The sequence below is a fragment of the Kitasatospora sp. NPDC043949 genome (genome assembly GCF_056435365.1).
The window spans coordinates 1-16,791 of sequence record NZ_JBWKEQ010000092.1; the positions used below are offsets into that span (position 1 = coordinate 1).

Consider the following 16,791-nt stretch of genomic DNA (forward strand, 5'->3'; position numbering starts at 1 on the left):
CCACCAGCCTCGACCGGAACTCCTTCCCCCCGGCCCCCTACGTCCATGCCTACAACGCAGACGGCAAGGAGATCTACAACCAGAAGACGCAGCCCACAGCCAAGAACACCCGTCAGTAGGCGTCACCGCAGGCACTTGGTGGTGGAGCGGCCATCCCCGCAGTCGCGCGGCGGATGAGCATACGCAGTGTGACAATCGCAGCGGACAGGCAGAGGTGGAAGTCCACGACGCGACTGAGTTCCTCAGTGCAGCGCCGCAGCTTGCCGAAGCTGTTCATCCACGCGCGGCTCCGCTCCACCACCCACCGCTTGTCGGCCCGGCCGCTGCCAGGAACGGCTGCGAGGCCAGCCCCACCGCGCGCCGGTCGTGGTCGCGCTCGCCGCCGAAGACGTCCTCGGCGGCGAGCGCACCTACCTGTTCTCCCTCGGCTCCCAGGCCGGCAACAGCCACCTGCACTGGCACATCGCCCGCCCGCCCCACGGCGTGCCCTACGAGCGGCAGCAGTTCGAGGCCCTCGCCTTTGGCAACGGCGTCCTCGAGTACCCCCCCGCCAAGCGCGCCGACCTCGCCGACCGGCTGCGCGGGGCCATCGCTGAACGGACGCGGGCCAGATGACGCTGCACCGGGCATGGTGGTCCGACTAGTTTCAGGCCCGGCGGGTCGCCAGCTCCTGAGTAGGACTCCGTGCTTTCTGGCGGCATGGACATCATCAGGTACCGCGGTGCGCTCGCCGATCTCATGGAGGAGCGGGTTCGGAGCCATCCTGCCCCCGTCGCACCAGGCCTCCGTCGGAGTGGCGCTGCTGGCGGTAGAACTCGTCCCGGCCGACAAGCTGTCCACGTTCCTGCGCATCGCGGCGAAGGCCGCCGAAGAAGCTGCAGAGGGCCACCTCCCCGAGATCTGGTCCTACGGCACGCACCTGGGCCGGGTCTACGGAGCCGACCACGACGTTCCCGACCCCGGCCCCCGGCCGGGGCACGAGTACCGAGATCTCCACGGAGATTGGGTCCTACGGTGCCGGCGGCCGGTCCCACTACGAACCCCGGCCCGTGGACCCGTCCCGCTGGGACTGGGCCGGCGACACTCCCTGATCGAGCGCCGCGTTGCCTGCACACGCATTCTGGAGGGACCGGTCCGCGCCCGACCCCCGAGCGGGCAGCGGACCGGTCCCCAGGTGCCAGTGCCAGGTCACCTCGACATGCTGTGCGAGGAACAGCAGCGTGGCGACGGCCAGCCTGGAGCCGGCGTTGGCCAGCATCGCACCGAGCATCCGGTTCGGATCACGCCAGGCCGGCCGCTCCTGCCCCGCCGCCTGAGGCCTGTTCGTGCTGCCGGTGCGCGGCGCCGTGTTCCGGCGCCGAGAAGAGCGTGTGGTCATGATGGGTTCCCTCCGAGTCGTGGCTGGCACGGACTCAGCGGCGTACGCGACGTTCTGGTGTACGCGGCGCCCCGGGCAGGGCCGGGCGGGTCCGTGGCACCGGACGTAGGAAGTCAGGAACGCCAGTCAAGTAGCTCCAGGGACCGAAAACCACGATGGCAACCAGAGGCCGACAGAAGCTAAAACTGGCGGACTCTACACGTCCCTGTCGGCTGGTCAATCCCCGTCGACCTGTGACTTCGGCCGGGAACATGACGGTGGCCTCCATCCCCTGAGCAGGGTGTGGAGGCCACCGGGCTCGTGGTGCGGCGGTCGGGGCGTCGGCGGGCCGGGGCGCTGCTACGCGTGGTCGCGGGCACGCGCGGGTGGGCGTCGCCGTCCCGGGGTGAGCGGCTCCCCCCGGGACGGCATCACGGCCTACTGCCCGGTGCCGGCCGCGGGCGGTGCGACGGTTTCGCCGCCGGTGCGGACGGCGTCGAGGACACGCTGGTGGTAGTGGGCCAGGGACTCACCCGCGGGCAGGGGGGTGGGGGTGCCGGTGAGGGTGTACCACTCGTCGGCGCCGCGGGTCTGGACCGCGACCCATGCCTGCCCGGTCGGGAAGGCGGTGGTGACGACGGTCAGCTCGCCGGTGATGCAGCCGACCTCTTCGGTCATCACTCCGCCGGGTCCGGCGGTCACGTGCGCCTGGTGGCGTTCGGCGTTTGGTGGGACGGTCACTGGTCGCAGGTGTCGAGCATGTCGGACAGGGCCTGCTTCTCGGGGGCGGTGATGTTGAGCTGGTAGTGGCTCTTCACCTCGATCCACGCCCTGCTGTACGTGCACCAGTACGACCGCAGCGGCGGCTTCCACAGGTCCGGGCCCTTGTCGCCCTTGGAGCGGTTGCTGGCCGCGGACACCGAGACCAGCTGAGGCTCCACCAGGTCGTTCGCGAGCGCCTTCCTCGTGCTCGTGTCCCAGAGATCGGCACCACTGCGCCAGGCGTTCGCGAGCGGCACGACGTGGTCGACGTCAAGATCCTTTGAGTTGGTGAAGGCCTTGCCGTCGTACGGGCTCATCCAGGTGCCGTCAACGGTCTGGCACTTCTCGTTCTGGACGACGTCCTGGCCGTCCCTCGCCAGGACAACCTCGCGGGTTATCTGCATGCGTTCCGTGACTCCGTGCCACGTGGGCCACAGGGGCAGGCCGCCCTGTGCCTCGCTGATATCGACCATACGGTGAGGGACGAGATCCACAGATGATGCAGGAGAGCACCACCGCATGTTCAGAGCAGAGAAGGCGATATCCCCGGCCACCGGGGCGGTCACCTGGCTCCTCGTTGACGAGGAGACGTACATCCCTCACCCGGAGAGCCTTGAGTACTCCATCCACCTGCGCGCCAAGAACCGCTCGCCGCAGACTCAGCGGAACTATCTGCCCCGCGTCGGGCGGTTCCTGAACTGGTGTTCCGGACGCGGCACCGACTGGAAGACCGTGTCGCTCGGCGAGATGGCGCGCTACAAGTTCCACATCGAGCAGACGCCGGACCCGCGTACCCTCCGTCTGCCGACCGGTAAGACCATCAATGCCGTGGTGGGCACCGCCTGCGGGTTCCTGCGCTGGTGTGCGGCGACCGGCATCGTGGCCCCCGAGGTCGCGTCCGCACTCAGCGAGCCCCGGTTCCTCCAGTACACGCCGAAGGGCTTCAATGAAGGCGAAGACGGACAGTTCCGACGCGTCAACGCCCGTGTCCTGAAAGCAGCCGAGATCGAGCTGCCACCCGCCGTCCTACTCACCGGGCAGGTCGACCGGATCCTCTCGGCTGCCGGCACCGCGCGCGACCGCTTCCTGCTCGCGCTGCTCCTCGGTACCGGCCTGCGCATCGGCGAGGCGCTTGGCCTGCGGCGCGAGGACATGCACTTCCTGCCCGACTCCCAGCACCTGGGCTGCCAGATCGCCGGGGCGCACGTGCACGTCAGGCCCCGCCAGAACAACAGCAACGGTGCACGCGCCAAATCGGGGAGGCACCGGCACGTTCCCGTCGAGAGGCGGGTGGTGAACGCCTACCGGGACCACCTCGTTGAGCGCGACGGTGTCCAGCAGGCCGCGGGATCCGACTTCGTGTTCGTGAATCTGGCCTCGCGCCATGCCGGTTTGCCCATGTCGTATTCGAATGCCAAGCAGATCATCGAGCGGATCGGCAACCGTTGCGGGTTCCGGGCCCGGCCGCACATGATGCGGCACACAGCGGCGACCGCCTGGATCCGTGCGGGAATCGACCCTGACGTGGTGCAGACTCTGCTCGGTCACGTCTCCGCGGCCAGCACGGCTGTCTACCTCCATGCCAGCGACGACGATCTGCGTGCAGCAGTCGATCTGGTGGCAGCCGGAGGAATCCGATGACCGTCGCGCACGACTACGCCGAACTGCCCGCGAGCCAGGTCGCACGGACCGACTGGGCGGCCTGGCTCGCCGACCGGCTCGACCTCCAGTGGCGGACGGGTGAGTGGGATCCCGGCAGCCTGCTGTTCACCACGGATCTGGACAGCCCGCGGACCCGGGCCTTCACCTGCCGCGTGACGGCCTGCGGCGTGCTGGTCGAGTCGCCAGCATCCCGCTGCGAAGCATGTCGGGCTGTCAGCGCACGGCGCGGTCACCCGGCCGACTTCGATACGACTCACACGCCCTCCCTGCCCGCGGTGCGGCAGCCCAATGTGGGGGATGGCCTGCAACCGGGCCGGTCACAGTTCGCTCTCGGGGACCTCTCCACAGCAGTGCGGGCGGAGATCCTCTACTGCCTTCAGCGTCGTGACGAGGAGGACCGCCCGGTCGTGCCCGCGTTGATGCGCCGCATCGTCCGCAACCTCCCGCCAGGGCTGTCCTCGCTGATGGACCTCGGCATGCCGTTGTCCATCACGCACCTCCCCAAGACCACATACAGCCTGGTCAACGACATGCAGGTCAGACTCCGCCGGGCCCGCGTTCAGTACGACGGCGTCGATCCGACGCTCGGAGACGTCTGGGACTGCGCGCTGGTAGGGCTGCTGTCCGCACCGAACCGCCGCTATCCCGCGGCCAGCGGGCACCTGGACTTCCGGCCGATCCGGCAACGGTGGCTGCGCGAGATCGTTAAGGAGTACGGGCGAGCCGTGCGGCCCACCGTGTCGGAGTTGAGGCGCACGGCTAACGTCACGGCGCTCGCCTCGAACGCGCTGGCGTCCAGGCCCGCCGCCGAGAGGCCGCAGGCGCTCGCCCTGGCCGACATGACCGTTGTTGTCGAGGCCATCGAGATCGCCCGCAATCCAAAGAACGGCAGCGCCTACTCCCAGGCCCAGCGCAGGGCGATGCTGGGCTGGTGGCGCCGACTCCTTCAGTACGCGCGCCTGGCTGGCCTGATGGACGACATCCCGGGGGTCTTCGCGCTCAGCCCCGAGCTGCACGGCATCGAGGCCGTCGACATGACCGAGGACGAGAGTGGCCGCGCGATCCCCGAACACGTCATCGCGCGGCTCGACCAGTACCTGCCCCTGATGGGCGCGGAATCCACCTACAAGCACGCCGGCTGGCAAGCCGGCGACTTCGCGGCCATGTATCAGGAGGTCTACCGCATCATCCGCGACACCGGACGCCGTCCTGAGGAAGCCACCTCGCTCAAGCGCGACTGTCTGCAGTGGATCGACGGCAAGCCGTCCCTGATCTACGACAACCGCAAACGCAGACGTTACGGCCGGCGCCTTCCGATCAGCCCGGAGACCGCACGGCACATCCAGCAGTGGCAGAAGCACCGCGACAGTCTCCCGGAGATGCCGGGCTGCGAGGAGTGGCTCTTCCCGGCACCCGGAGCCACACGCAGATCCCGCGTCAGGTACCTGACCGCTCACTACTTCTCCGCCAGGGTCTTCCGCGACTGGGTTGACGGCATCCCCGAACTCCTCGACAACCGCCTCGACGACAACGGCGACCAGGTCCCCTACCGCCGTTCGGAGACCATCGCCTACGGCCTGCGACATGCCTACGCACAGCGGCACGCCGATGCCGGAACCGCCATCGACGTGCTGTGCAAGCTCATGGACCACCGCTCACTCGACGTCACCATGGGCTACTACACCGTCTCCCAGGAGCGGCGTCGCAAGGCCGTCGAAACGGTGGCGGTACTCGCCGCCGACCGTCACGGGAACCCGAGAGGCTCCAACGACCCGCTCGCCTACGAGCTGCGATCCGTGGCGGTGCCGAACGGAGGATGCACCGAGCCCAGCAACGTCAAGGCCGGCGGCGGGCACTGCCGCATCCGCTTTCAGTGCGCCGGCTGCGACTTCTACGAGCCCGACCCCTCCTACCGTCCGGCACTGGAGCAGACCATCGCCGATCTGCGAGCAGATCGGGAGGCAGCGACGGCCATGGGCGCCGCGGACTGGGTGCTGGCGAACTTCGAGCACCAACTGGAGGCATACGCAAAGGTCTTGGCCGAGATGGACGAGCGCTTGGCTGGTCTGTCACCGCAGGAACGGGATGCGGTGGAGGCGGCGTCGAAGGAGCTGCGGAAGGTCCGCGCCTCTCAGGCGTTCTTCCCCGGTGACACTCTGGACATCAGGAGGGCCCCGTGATGGATCCGACGACCGTTGCCCGCGAGGCCCGCGTAGAGCGGCTGCGGCAGGCACGGACCGCCGACAGCAAGGCCAAGACCAAGCGGAGCCTCGACGCCGTCGCCGGCCTCGTCGCCGCAGGCGAGCGGATTACGGTCGCGCGCGTGGCCCGCAAGGCCGCCGTCTCCACCTGGTTCGTCTACAACAGTCCGGACGTCCACCAGGCGGTGCAAGCTGCCGTCCAGGAACAGGCCCGGCACGGCATTCCGGCCGCAGCCATTCTCCCGAAGCAACGGGTCAGCGAAGCCAGCCTGCAGACCGACCTCGCACTCGCCCGCGAAGAGATCAAGGGCCTGAAGACGGAACGGGACCGACTCCAGGATCGGGTCAGGCTCGCCCTCGGCGCTGAGATCGACGACGTCCAGCGAACCGAACTTCTCCGCCGCATTCGGGACCTGGAGAGCCACAACGCGCTCCTGATCTCCGAACTTGCCGAGCAGACCGCGCGAGCTGGAAGGCTCGAACGTCGCACAGTCGAGCTGGAAGACGAGGTCACCGCGGTCCGTAGAGCCCTCGCACGATCCATTCGAGCGGTTCCAAGCTCGGCTCGATAGCCGCCGGAGCCCACAACCTCGCCGGTGCTTCTGGCCAGATAGCTGGCCAGAAGCACCACCCGGCTACGAGTCCGCGGTCATGCTTCCGGCGGACGCACCCAAGGGGCAAGGCGTTCCCCAGCCTCCAGATTCTCGCGCCAGTACCGGAAGACGGTTCCCTGGACGATGTCGAGCTGCCGGGCCGCGATCAAGCCGGAGGCGGGTTCAGGTCCTCCCGCATCGGCCTCGAAGGCGACCAACACCTCAGGTGTTTCACCAACCTGCCGAGACACGATCCGGGCCTCCGCGGGTGTCGGCTCGCGGAACGTCGGATCGTGGAATGAAGCGGGACATATGACGAAGACCGGGTCGCTGAAGACCAGCTCCAGGCCGTGGTGGTACGACAGGTCGTGGCCGGCGCCCAGCCGCAGCCGACCGGCGTTCCCGCTGACAACGTCCCAGTCCCACCAGGACCCATCTGGAAGGTGGATCACAAAGCTGCCCCCCAAATCGAACGAGCGGGCAGGCTACACGGGCGCCCACCCCGAATTGCCGGACACTACCCGGCCTTGGCATTTCCGAGCTCGACTGCCAGCGCGGCCATCTCCCGCAAGCGCTCGTAGTACTCGATCGCGCCGCCCTCATCACCGATCGACGGAACGACCTTTTCAAGGGCCCCAAGGCACCCGAGGAGGATGCTGCGGCGCTTCTCATCAAGGGGCCCCGACAGTGACGAGGAGACACAGCCAGCGGTGTCCGCGTCCAGCAGCACCATGTCTTGGCCCTCGATGTCCTGACCACGAAGATGGGCCGGGAACCTCGCGCGAATGTGCTCCTCCCACAGTCGTGAGAGGAGGTCCAGTTCCGGTTCGTTCACGTTCGAGATCATGCATCAGATGCCAATCAGTCCAGTCGTTTGAAGGTGTGCTGGAGTTCTCCAGCCTCCAGCAGCCCGACGATCACATCCACCATTCCCGCGATGCCTGGGGAACGGACGATCAGGCCGTCAGAGCATGAGAAGTACCTGCCACCCAGGGCCTCTCCGGTGCCGTCCCACCGATTCATCAGCCGGCCGACTTCGTCGACGGTCAGGATCGTCGCGCCCCACCGTGATCCGTCAGGGAGGAGGACTTCGGCATCGGTGTTGCAGACGTCGTCGAGATCCTCGTGCGGATCCGGGAGGAAGCGGATCTCGAAGTCGTTGTTGCGGACTCGATAGAAGGGGCCGTGCCATCCTGCCTCGGCGTCGGGCCGGTCAGGATCATCGGCCGCGTCATCGGGACCGGCATAGTCGTCGGGTGCCTGTGGGTACAGGTCCAGCGCGATGTCGAGGCCGAGGTCTCCGGCCTCTCGAAGGAGCGCGGAGGGGAGAGCGCATCCGCCCTGGCCGCTCTCACTGCCGAAGCCGAGGAACAACTCCAGCTTGCAGTCGGCGGCCAGGCTCGCCAATTCGTCGTGCTTGCCGACCAGACGACGGAGGAGTTCGGCGACGTGATCCTCTGGACATCGGTCGTTGTCCAGGCCACTCTTGAGAATCCAGACGGCGGCCCCACGCCGACGGCTGAGTGGGTTCCGTGGACTTGAGAGGCTTCCCCGCTCGTACTCGTGATCAGGGGTAATGCCCAGCCGCACCGAGATCTCACTCGCGCGGACAGTCCAGCTCGTGATCCGCAGGGATCCAGCCGACCACTTCGTGCCCGGCATCGGCGACAGCTCTATCGATTCGTCAGACACGGCGACACCATGACAGGTCACCGCGCACCTGGCCAGCAGGTTTCTCCGGAGCTGCTGTGCCTCACGTGCCTCAGACAGCGATCTTCAGCTACATTGCTGTACTGCCACTGGCTTTCCGTGAGTCTCCGGAACCAGCAGTGCAGATAACGCGGGTGTCGCACTCCCCGTACTGCTTGGCCCAGTGAGGGAACTTGGTACGGCTGTAGCCCTCCATGGAGTGAGGCTCGGCCACGGTCAGGTCGGCCAGTTCATCGCGCGCGACATCGACGGGCGGGGCTCGGGCAGCGTGCGGTGGGTGGCTGTCGCCGCGGCGGCGGGGGCGGTGGTGCCGGCGAAGGCGGGACCTGCGGCCGGCAGAGCGGTCAGGACGAGCGTGGCGAGGACGGTGGTGGCGCGGCGCCACGCGGCAGTGGTGATCATGGTCAAGCTGTACCGGCCCCGGGTGTCGGGTGACGACTGTTCACCTGACCAGCGGCGCGCCAACTGTCCAAGGTTGACGCCGAGAGGGCCAGTACCTCAGCTGTTCGGGTACTGGCGGACTCGCCGGGGCTCTCGCGCCAGTACCCGGGCTTCCGCGGATAGCGGGGTACCGCCGTCCGGGGCGGCTGTCAGCCCTGGTTCGCGGTTTCGACGGGCAGGCCCCGCGCGGCATCGAAGGCCGTGTGGGTGGCGAGGGCGGCGTTGTGCAGTTCGGTGAGGATCGAGGCCAGGGCGGCCTTGGCCTGCGTCGCTTCGGCCTCTTGCTGATACCGCCACCTCTCTTCGGAGGGACCGCCCGGCCGGGAGAGGGCGATCTGCGCGTGGAGGCGGAGCCGCCTCTGGTCGAGGACCTGGAAGGCGACCGACACTGCGAGTTCGCGGGCCTCGTCGGGCGTCTCCTGGGTGCCGAGTACGTGGTGAACGCTGATCCGCTGGCCTCGTTCGAGGTAGACCCGTTCTCCAGGGACCCCAGAACGTCGGCGCCGCTGCCCGTCGGGCACGGCCGTGGCGGTGTCGACGCTGGTCACCTCGGTCCGCGGCCAGGCGTCGAGGTCGGCGGCGATGCGTGTCGCCCCGGCACTGATCTCGCTGATCAGGTGGGAGAAGTCTTCGATCGCCTCGTAGCGCAGGCGCATCGCCTCCTCCTCGGCCGTGTCGAGGGCGGCGATCCGGTCGAGCAGGGTGGCGGGGTCCTTGGCCATGGACGACGGCGCCTCCGGCGGCGGGGGCGGAAGTTCGGGCACGAGGGACAGCGTTCGGCTGTGGTGCAGCAGCCGCACGACCTCCACGTCCGGGTAGCGCTGCAGGGCTTCCCGCAGTGCCGCCACACGGCCGGCGGGGAACCGGTGGCCGAGGACCACCTCGGTCAGCGCGCCGCGGATGTCGATGCTGTTGTGTTGGAGGGACTGGTCCACCAGGATCAGGCGGTATTCGTTCTCGTTCGACCAGTCGTAGTGCTTGCGGAAGAAGAGCTGCTCCGCCGTGTCCCGGGCGTAGACGCGGGCGAGGGCGTCCACCCCGAAGGCCTTGGCCTGCCCGAGGTCGAACCCCCGGGCGTCGACCGCTTTGTCCATGAGGTTGTAGGACACCGGCCCGTGGAACCGTAGGTCGTCGTCGATTCCCGCGCGGTCGAAGGCGGCGATGAGCCTGTCGCGGTCGAACCGCAGGCAGATACCGCTGTGACGGCCCGCGTAGTGGGCCCACAGCGACAGATGCGCCCACCCGCGCAGCGCGTTCGGGTCGAGGGTGTAGGGAGGGAAGACGAAGTCCCGGGTGAGGCAGGCGACCTTGGTGTGCAGCCGGATGCTGCGGTCGATCTCCTCCCAGACCCAGCCGGCGGCATCGACGTCGGCCTGGTCGTCCTCGTGGACGCTGAGAACGGGAGGGAACGGGTCTGCCTCCCACAGGTCGTTCATCGACTCGAACGGGCCCAGGCGCAGCGTCCCCGTGGTGAGGATCCCGGTGATCGCCGCGTCGGCGCTCGTGTAGTGGTACAGATCGCCGGTCTCCGTCGGCTTCGTCCTCCGGGCGCCGTGCTCGCCGAACGCCTCGAAGGAGTCCTGGAGCGTCCCCACCTGCCGTGACCTGGACATCCGACCTTCTTCTGTCGCTCAACCGGCGGGTCCCCCCTCGGGACAGGCCTTCCGGTGTCCTCACCCTATGCCATTATCGTCGAAATGACGATAATGGCATAGGGTGAGCTGGCGATCCCATCCCAAAGCGAAACGACCGTTTGCGCTATGAGGGATGGGTTGCTACCGTCGAGATGAACGGAAACGTTCGTTTTCGCTGGTTGTGTGCTGCTGCCGGGAGCCCTCCGGCGGCCGCCCTCCTGTACGGCGAGGAGCGTGTCATGACCGCCTTACCGCCTGTCGAGCCTCTTCCCTGCCAGACCGCTGTGCTGATCGTCGGGGCCGGTCCCGCCGGCCTGGCGCTGGCGGTGAGCCTGCGTCAGCTGGGTGTGGCCCATGTCCTGATCGACCGGGGTGCCGGGATCGGGACCGGCAGCAGAGCGGCGGCCGTCCAGCCCCGCACCCTGGAGTACCTGGACCGGATCGGCGTCGGCGCCCCGCTCGTCCGGGCCGGGACGAAGGCGCGCGGGTTCTGCCTCCACGACCGTGACCGGACGCTCCTGCGGGCCTGCTTCGACCAGCTGGACACCCCCCACCCGTACATGCTGCTGGCCTCCCAGCAGACCACCGAAGAGCAATTGCTCGCGCGGCTGGAGGAGTTGGGTGGCGCCGTCCACCGCAGCCACCGCCTGCTCGGCATCACCCCCGACCATCCCGGCGTGATGGCGACGGTCGCCGGCCCGGACGGGGTGGTGCGCGCCGTGTCCGCCCGCTACCTGGTCGGCTGCGACGGCCTGCACACTACGGTGCGCACGGCGGCGGGCATCGCCTTCCCCGGCGACGCGCGGGAGCAGCTGTTCGCGCTCGCCGATGTCCGCCTCCAGGCCGGCACGCGGGCCGCGGCCTGCGAGGACCCCACGTTCTTCCTCTCCGGGGCGGGCATGCTGCTGCTCTCGCCGCTCGCCGGCGGCCTGCACCGGCTGGTCGCCCCCGCCGCGCCCGGATCGGCCGCGCCGTGCGCGGGGGACGTCGAGCGGCTGCTGTCCGAGCGCGGTCCCGCGCGGGAGGCGGCGCGGGTCGCCGAGGTGGTCGCCGCCTCGACGTACCGGGTGCAGGAGAGGGTCGCCGAGTCGTTTCGCGCCGGGCCCGTCCTGCTGGCCGGCGACGCCGCCCACACCCACAGCCCCGCCGGCGGGCAGGGCATGAACACCGGCATCCAGGACGCCGGGAACCTGGCCTGGAAGCTGCACGCCGTCCTGAGCGCGATGGCACCGGAGGAGCTGCTGGACAGCTACCACCGGGAGCGGCACCCCGTCGCCCGCGCACTCATCTCCTTCACCGCCCGCTTCGCCGAGGTCGCCGCCCTGACCGACCCGGCCGCCTGCCTGCGGCGCAACGCCCTGCTGTCCGCCGCCGCCGGCACCCCGGGGATCACCGACTGGATCGCCGCCAAGCTCGCCCAGCTCGACATCGGCTACACCGACCAGCCCGACCTCGGCACCCCGCGCCCCGGCACGCGGGTCAGCCCACGGCTCGTCCCCCCGGACGGCCTGCACTGGACCCTGGCCCTGCCCGGCGCACCCGCCGAACCGACCGCCGCCCCGGACACGTCCGCGCTGCACGGCCTCCTGACGGTCCGGCACATCCCCGCACTGGACACCACCCTGCTGGTCCGCCCGGACGGCTACCTCGCCGCCCACGGCCTGCCGGCCACGCCCGGCGAGGTCCTCGCCCACCTGGCCGACCACCTGCCCCTGGAGCCCGCGGCCTGAACCGCACGCTCGAAGGAGTCACGGACATGACCACTCCCGCCTCCCGCCCCACCCTCATCCGCCGGGCCGCCGTCTTCGACGGCACCCGCCTCCACCCGGCCCGCGACGTCCTGATCCAGGGCCCGTCCATCACCGCCGTCGGCAACGCCCTGCCCCTGCCCGAGGACGCGCACGTCATCGACGCAACCGGCCGCACCCTGCTCCCCGGCCTGATCGACGCCCACACCCACGCCACCGACACCGGACAGCTCCGCCAGTCCCTCCTGTTCGGCATCACCACCGAACTCGACATGGGCGGCGCACCCGCAACAGCCCGCCGACTGCGGGCCGCCGCAGGCGACCGGGACGACCTCGCCGACCTGCGCGTCGCCACCACCGGAGCCACCGCCCCCGGCGGACACCCCGGCCAGCTGGTCGCATCCGGCCTGCTCGAGCCCTTCCCCACCCTCGCCCGATGGCAGGACGCCGACGCCTTCGTCGAGGCCCGGGTCGCCGAAGGCGCCGACCACCTCAAAATCTTCATCGAGGACGGCACCGCCATCGGCCACCCGATGCCCCTGATGTCCCCGCAGACCGTCACCGCCCTGGTGCACGCCGCCCACGAACACGGCCTGCGCACCGTCGCCCACACCCTCACCCGCACCGCCACCCGCCAGGCCATCGCCTGCGGCATCGACGGCCTCGCCCACGCCCCCGCCGACGGCCCCTGCAGCGACGACCTGATCGAAGCAGCCGCCGCACACGGCGTCTTCGTCGTCCCCACCCTGACCGCACTCACCGGCATGACCCCCACCCCGGCCGAGTACGCACTCGCCGACGACCCCCGGCTGCGCCCCTACGCCGAGGCACGATGGCTCACCGAACTCAACCGCATCCGCACCACGAACCCCGCCGAGCGCGTCGGCCCGATCCGGATGGACCCGGCCCACGCCGCCGACGCAGCCCTACGCATGTTCCACCTCGGCGTCCCCCTGCTGGCCGGCACCGACGGCACCGGCGGGATGGGCCACCCCACCACCCACGGCATCAGCTACCACGGCGAACTCGCCCTGCTGGTGGCCGCCGGACTCACCCCCACCCAGGCACTGACCGCCGCCACCGCCGCCCCCGCCGACGCCTTCGCCCTCACCGACCGGGGCCGCATCGCACCCGGACTGCGCGCCGACCTGCTCCTCGTCGAAGGCGACCCCACCCGCGACATCACCGCCCTGCGCGCCATCACCCACCTGTGGCGCCGCGGCACCCCCGTCGACCGCCCCGCCCTCGTCACCACCGGCGCCGAAGAGATCCGGAGCTGACCATGAACCCCACCACCGCCCCGCCCCACGCGGGCATCCACCACCTCAAGCTACCCGTCACCGACCTGGAACGCAGCGCCCGCTGGTACACCGCGGTCCTCGGCGCCCACCGCATCGAGGCACTCGACCACCGCCGCCCCGACGGCACCCTCTTCGCCGTCATCCTCGACGCCCCCGGCCTGGGCACCCGCCTCGAACTGCGCCTCGACCCGGCCACCTGCGCCGCCCTGAACGGCTACGACTTCCTCACCCTCGCCGTCGACGACCGACCCGCCCTCGACCGCTGGACCGCCCACCTCGACGCACTCGACGTCCCCCACTCACCGCCGGTCATCGCCCTCGCGGGCTGGCTCCTCGTCGTCCCCGACCCCGACGGGCTACGCCTGCGCCTCTACACCAACACGCCCCACGGTCTGGGCCCCGAGCACGTCGAGTACGACTCGCCCTGGCTCGCACCCGTCCCACCGGGCACGGCGCCCGCCCCGTGAACCCCGGTCCCTGCCCCCGGCAGACCGACCGCCCGCGGCACCACACCCCGCTCTCCCCGCGCCGCGGGCGGAGAAAGGGATGTTCAGAACTACGGTCGGACGACTTCGGCACGGTCCGTTGGTGACCGGCAACTCCCGGAAGACGCCGGCGCGTTCATCCGGGCTGACGGAGCCAAGCGCGGCTGCCAGCCAGCCGCCGGCCGGGGCAAGCGCCTCCACTGCCCCGGCCGCACCTGCGGCCGGAGGGGCGGGCCGCCGAACCGCCGCGGCCGCGGCCGACGCCGACCACGGCGACCGTCCTCCCCGCCGCGCAGGACCACTGCGGCCGCCGGGGCCATCCCGACCCGGAGGCCCGAACTTCCCTTCAACGCCCGCGAGTCGACGGACCCGCCGCACTGGTCACAGCCCGTCTCCACCCTCTTCCCGGGGGAACGCCGAAGCGAGGGCCGACAGGCCCTCGACCATGCGGTCCACCGAGACCGGGTCCACCAGGTAGCGCCCGACCAGCAGCCCCGGCATCAGGGACATCAGCACCGACGCCACCGCCTCCGGGTCCGCCTGCGGCCCGAGCCGCCCCTCCTCGCGCCACCGCCAGGCCAGCTCGGCGAGACTGCCGCGCACGTCCAGGTAGAACGAACGGGTCCGCTCCGCCAGCTCCGGCCTGCGCAGCGCCTCCCCCCACGCCTGGATGGCGATGCGCCGCAGGTCGTCACCCTGCCCCGGGTCGCGGTCGCGCAGCTCGGCCACCATCGCGGCCACGACCTGGGCCGGCGACGGGGTGGGACGCTGCTCCAGCAGCCCGCTGAACAGGTTGCGGACCAGCGCCAGGGACTCGTCCGCGGCGGCCAAGATGAGGTCGTCCTTGCTGCGGAAGTACCGGTACACCGCGCTGGAGGACATGCCGGTCGCGGTGATCACGTCGTCCATCGACGTGGCGTGGAATCCGTCACGGGAGAAGCAGTGCCAGGCGCTGGTGAGGATGTGGCGCCGCCGCTCCTCCCGGGTTTCGTCACTCAGTCGGGGCATACCCCAAACTCTAAACGAAAACGCCTGTTCCCGTTTCAGGTTCAGCGGGGCCACGACCAGGTCCGCTGGAGCCGGGGAGAACCCATCGCCGGCTGAGGCCACGGTCCGTGGTGTGATCGTCCGGTCGTGCGGGTGGGCGGGCCGACCACTGGAGGAGGAAGCGCAGCGCCTCCTGGGAGGGCGAGTCCAAAGGAGCCGTGTAGGCGACGAGTTGCTGGTCGGGCTGCGTGTCGACGGAGAACTGCTGGACGTCCAGGGTCACGGTGCCGATGACCGGGTGGCGGTAGGTCTTGGTGAGCTGCCTGGGCCCGCGCACCTGGTGGCTTCCCCACCAGGTGTGGAAGTCCACGTCCCGGGCGGTGGGTTCGCCGACCAGGCGGCCAAGGCCCGGTCGTTGGGGTGCATCCGGCCTCCATCCGCAGGACCTCGACGCACTCGCGGGCAGCGCGTGCCCAGTCCGCGTACAGGGACCGGTAGGCGTCGTCGAGGAAGGCTGGCCGGATCAGGTTGCGTTTGCGCTCGGGCAGTGCGGCGAAGTCGGCCAGCAGGGCTGCCGCGCCCCGGTTCCAGGCCAGCACATCCATGCGGCGGTCGAGGATCATGGCGGGGATGTCGTACATGCCGTCGAGCAGTTGGTGCAGTTTCGGGTCGGCACTTCGCCCGGCGGGCTGCCGGGCGGACGTGGCCTGCGTGACGTCGGAGACATCGACGGAGCCAGCCACGTCGACCTCTACGACAAGGAGCAGCACGTCGGCCCCGCGGTCTCGAAGCTCACCGACTTTTTCGAGACTCACCTGGCCAAGACCGCGTAGACAGACGGCCCCGGCGGCCACCATCACCGACGTCACGGCCATCACCCGCCCCGCCCTGCTCGGCACTGCTCTGCCCGATAGCGTGGGAACCTGGCAGGTCAGCGCCGTCCGCCACCTGGGCTCCGCCCGAGCCCGGGACCCGCTGCACGCGGCAGCCCTCCTGCCCGAAGCCCCCTGCCCGCGACCCCGGTGATCGTTCCAGAACGCGTTCGGCCCACGACCGGAAAGGTGCGATCTCCGGCCGGGCGCGTTCTGCCTGTGCCGGATGGTCTGCCGCCTGACGGTTGGGGCGGGCGGCATCGTTGGGGCCGCCGTGAGCGGCTCGGCGGCCCCACCACCCCACGCGGCTACCGACGGGACGACCGGGCCACGCTTCGCTGCACCGCGCAGGTACCGCGTAGACGTGAGCGCGAGCCGGCGGGACATCGCGCGTCTGGTGTTCCAGACCCCGGAGTGAGCCTGTCACCAGCTGAGCGCGAATCCTGCTACTTCGCGCACAACCGGTTCAGGTCGTTGACGTCGATCTTGATGACGTCGGTGGCGGGACTGCTCCAAGGGTGGCTGTTGAGGAAGTTCTGCGCGGCGTTGCGCACTCCCTGCCAGGTGGTGGCGTTGGTCGGGGCTCCGGCCTGCCGGAGGTCGCCCTGGGTGTTGCGGACCGCCTGGCCGCAGGTGGTCGCCCTGGCAGGCGACGGGGCGGCCGCGGCGTCAGTGGCCGCGACGGTGCCGAGCGCGACGGCGCTCAAGACAACGGGGACAAGTGCCTGTCGGATCTTCACGTGCTGGACCTCTCACTGCCGAAGGGGGACCTCTTCGGCCCCCGAAGTGCGCTGGCAGCAACGAGTCTGGGCCAGAGGCCAGCCGCCGGTGGCCAGGCACGACCGTGAGTGCCCGAACGAGGTACGCGGCCGCAGCTCCTGCCCTCACGCTCAGCTTAGCGGTGGTTTGTTAAACCCGTAAGTAGAGATCAAGGGCTCGGCCGGTGGCCAACGAGGTGATGAGGGCTTGGAGTTCGGGTGGCGGGGGCGTTTGCGACCAGGCGTGCCAGTAGCGTTGGAGGGTGTGCCAGGGGTCGAG

At 70.0% G+C, this 16,791-nt stretch carries 16 protein-coding genes and 3 pseudogenes; 8 read left to right on the plus strand and 11 right to left on the minus strand.

Translation table 11 applies throughout. From position 1 onward, the window contains the following. Positions 1–112: 112 nt before the first annotated feature. A pseudogene (locus AC07AL_RS37645) lies at positions 113–316 on the minus strand (hypothetical protein); the annotation flags it as partial. A gap of 50 nt (positions 317–366) precedes the next feature. Between AC07AL_RS37645 and AC07AL_RS37650 the strand changes: the two are divergent. Next, positions 367–615 (plus strand): hypothetical protein, encoded by a 249-nt coding sequence (locus AC07AL_RS37650; RefSeq protein WP_363589329.1) that lies wholly within the window; start codon positions 367–369, stop codon positions 613–615. A 1,180-nt stretch (positions 616–1,795) separates the two neighbouring features. Here AC07AL_RS37650 and AC07AL_RS37655 read toward each other — a convergent pair. Continuing rightward, positions 1,796–2,098 (minus strand): hypothetical protein, encoded by a 303-nt coding sequence (locus tag AC07AL_RS37655; protein ID WP_400812382.1) that lies wholly within the window; start codon positions 2,096–2,098, stop codon positions 1,796–1,798. After that, the gene (locus AC07AL_RS37660) at positions 2,095–2,523 is read right to left on the minus strand and encodes a GmrSD restriction endonuclease domain-containing protein (protein ID WP_478319521.1); all 429 of its coding nucleotides are present in this window, start codon (positions 2,521–2,523) and stop codon (positions 2,095–2,097) included. Before AC07AL_RS37660 ends, AC07AL_RS37655 begins: the two co-directional genes overlap by 4 nt. 115 nt (positions 2,524–2,638) lie before the next feature. Here AC07AL_RS37660 and AC07AL_RS37665 point away from each other — a divergent pair, with 115 nt between their 5' ends. Genes AC07AL_RS37665 through AC07AL_RS37675 form a run of 3 tightly spaced genes read left to right on the plus strand, consistent with a single transcriptional unit; the run spans position 2,639 to position 6,554 of the window. Then, a complete protein-coding gene (locus tag AC07AL_RS37665; protein ID WP_478319522.1) occupies positions 2,639–3,760 on the plus strand; it encodes a tyrosine-type recombinase/integrase in 1,122 nt (373 codons plus the stop codon). After that, a complete protein-coding gene (locus AC07AL_RS37670; protein ID WP_478319523.1) occupies positions 3,757–5,961 on the plus strand; it encodes a tyrosine-type recombinase/integrase in 2,205 nt (734 codons plus the stop codon). The genes AC07AL_RS37665 and AC07AL_RS37670 overlap by 4 nt, the downstream gene beginning before the upstream one ends. Next, complete coding sequence (locus AC07AL_RS37675) at positions 5,961–6,554, plus strand: DUF6262 family protein (RefSeq protein WP_400985806.1); 594 nt, start codon at positions 5,961–5,963, stop codon at positions 6,552–6,554. The genes AC07AL_RS37670 and AC07AL_RS37675 overlap by 1 nt, the downstream gene beginning before the upstream one ends. A 77-nt stretch (positions 6,555–6,631) precedes the next feature. Here AC07AL_RS37675 and AC07AL_RS37680 read toward each other — a convergent pair whose 3' ends face one another. The 5 genes from AC07AL_RS37680 to AC07AL_RS37700 form a co-directional block, all read right to left on the minus strand. Continuing rightward, complete coding sequence (locus AC07AL_RS37680) at positions 6,632–7,027, minus strand: hypothetical protein (RefSeq protein WP_400812372.1); 396 nt, start codon at positions 7,025–7,027, stop codon at positions 6,632–6,634. 65 nt (positions 7,028–7,092) lie between these two features. Then, positions 7,093–7,422 carry a hypothetical protein gene (locus AC07AL_RS37685; protein ID WP_400985808.1) on the minus strand — a complete coding sequence of 110 codons (330 nt, stop codon included), beginning with the start codon at positions 7,420–7,422 and terminating at the stop codon, positions 7,093–7,095. A 14-nt stretch (positions 7,423–7,436) separates the two neighbouring features. Then, positions 7,437–8,267 (minus strand): DUF4279 domain-containing protein, encoded by an 831-nt coding sequence (locus AC07AL_RS37690; RefSeq protein WP_400985810.1) that lies wholly within the window; start codon positions 8,265–8,267, stop codon positions 7,437–7,439. A 234-nt stretch (positions 8,268–8,501) separates the two neighbouring features. Continuing rightward, positions 8,502–8,687: a hypothetical protein gene (locus AC07AL_RS37695; RefSeq protein WP_363589343.1), complete on the minus strand. Its 186-nt coding sequence runs from the start codon at positions 8,685–8,687 to the stop codon at positions 8,502–8,504. A gap of 188 nt (positions 8,688–8,875) precedes the next feature. After that, the gene (locus tag AC07AL_RS37700; protein WP_363589345.1) at positions 8,876–10,339 is read right to left on the minus strand and encodes a DUF2971 domain-containing protein; all 1,464 of its coding nucleotides are present in this window, start codon (positions 10,337–10,339) and stop codon (positions 8,876–8,878) included. 260 nt (positions 10,340–10,599) lie between these two features. On the opposite strand from AC07AL_RS37700, the gene AC07AL_RS37705 reads away from it, so the two are divergent. From AC07AL_RS37705 to AC07AL_RS37715, 3 genes are read left to right on the plus strand one after another with little or no spacing between them, the layout of a single operon-like run. Beyond that, the gene (locus tag AC07AL_RS37705; protein ID WP_478319524.1) at positions 10,600–12,090 is read left to right on the plus strand and encodes an FAD-dependent monooxygenase; all 1,491 of its coding nucleotides are present in this window, start codon (positions 10,600–10,602) and stop codon (positions 12,088–12,090) included. 26 nt (positions 12,091–12,116) lie between these two features. Continuing rightward, positions 12,117–13,388: an amidohydrolase family protein gene (locus AC07AL_RS37710; protein ID WP_363589349.1), complete on the plus strand. Its 1,272-nt coding sequence runs from the start codon at positions 12,117–12,119 to the stop codon at positions 13,386–13,388. A 2-nt stretch (positions 13,389–13,390) separates the two neighbouring features. Beyond that, complete coding sequence (locus AC07AL_RS37715; protein WP_363589351.1) at positions 13,391–13,876, plus strand: VOC family protein; 486 nt, start codon at positions 13,391–13,393, stop codon at positions 13,874–13,876. 399 nt (positions 13,877–14,275) lie between these two features. Here the strand turns inward: AC07AL_RS37715 and AC07AL_RS37720 are convergent, their stop codons facing one another. Both AC07AL_RS37720 and AC07AL_RS37725 read right to left on the minus strand, forming a co-directional pair. After that, positions 14,276–14,902: a TetR/AcrR family transcriptional regulator gene (locus AC07AL_RS37720; RefSeq protein ID WP_478319525.1), complete on the minus strand. Its 627-nt coding sequence runs from the start codon at positions 14,900–14,902 to the stop codon at positions 14,276–14,278. A 10-nt stretch (positions 14,903–14,912) separates the two neighbouring features. Continuing rightward, positions 14,913–15,522 (minus strand): annotated as a pseudogene (locus AC07AL_RS37725) (MmyB family transcriptional regulator). Between the two features lie 84 nt (positions 15,523–15,606). Here AC07AL_RS37725 and AC07AL_RS37730 point away from each other — a divergent pair. Further along, positions 15,607–15,714 (plus strand): annotated as a pseudogene (locus AC07AL_RS37730) (alpha/beta hydrolase); the annotation flags it as partial. A 485-nt stretch (positions 15,715–16,199) separates the two neighbouring features. Here the strand turns inward: AC07AL_RS37730 and AC07AL_RS37735 are convergent. Continuing rightward, positions 16,200–16,460, minus strand: a complete 261-nt coding sequence (locus AC07AL_RS37735) for a hypothetical protein (RefSeq protein ID WP_400812360.1) — start codon at positions 16,458–16,460, stop codon at positions 16,200–16,202. Between the last annotated feature and the right edge of the window lie 331 nt (positions 16,461–16,791).

What these genes read in the sequence shown, in the direction of transcription:
- AC07AL_RS37665 (WP_478319522.1), top strand. Translation starts at nt 2,639, where the DNA reads ATGTTCAGAGCAGAGAAGGCGATATCCCCGGCCACCGGGGCGGTCACC.
- AC07AL_RS37660 (WP_478319521.1), bottom strand. Translation starts at nt 2,523, where the DNA reads ATGCAGATAACCCGCGAGGTTGTCCTGGCGAGGGACGGCCAGGACGTC.
- AC07AL_RS37685 (WP_400985808.1), bottom strand. Translation starts at nt 7,422, where the DNA reads ATGATCTCGAACGTGAACGAACCGGAACTGGACCTCCTCTCACGACTG.
- AC07AL_RS37700 (WP_363589345.1), bottom strand. Translation starts at nt 10,339, where the DNA reads ATGTCCAGGTCACGGCAGGTGGGGACGCTCCAGGACTCCTTCGAGGCG.
- AC07AL_RS37710 (WP_363589349.1), top strand. Translation starts at nt 12,117, where the DNA reads ATGACCACTCCCGCCTCCCGCCCCACCCTCATCCGCCGGGCCGCCGTC.
- AC07AL_RS37705 (WP_478319524.1), top strand. Translation starts at nt 10,600, where the DNA reads ATGACCGCCTTACCGCCTGTCGAGCCTCTTCCCTGCCAGACCGCTGTG.
- AC07AL_RS37695 (WP_363589343.1), bottom strand. Translation starts at nt 8,687, where the DNA reads ATGATCACCACTGCCGCGTGGCGCCGCGCCACCACCGTCCTCGCCACG.
- AC07AL_RS37675 (WP_400985806.1), top strand. Translation starts at nt 5,961, where the DNA reads ATGGATCCGACGACCGTTGCCCGCGAGGCCCGCGTAGAGCGGCTGCGG.
- AC07AL_RS37715 (WP_363589351.1), top strand. Translation starts at nt 13,391, where the DNA reads ATGAACCCCACCACCGCCCCGCCCCACGCGGGCATCCACCACCTCAAG.
- AC07AL_RS37720 (WP_478319525.1), bottom strand. Translation starts at nt 14,902, where the DNA reads ATGCCCCGACTGAGTGACGAAACCCGGGAGGAGCGGCGGCGCCACATC.
- AC07AL_RS37670 (WP_478319523.1), top strand. Translation starts at nt 3,757, where the DNA reads ATGACCGTCGCGCACGACTACGCCGAACTGCCCGCGAGCCAGGTCGCA.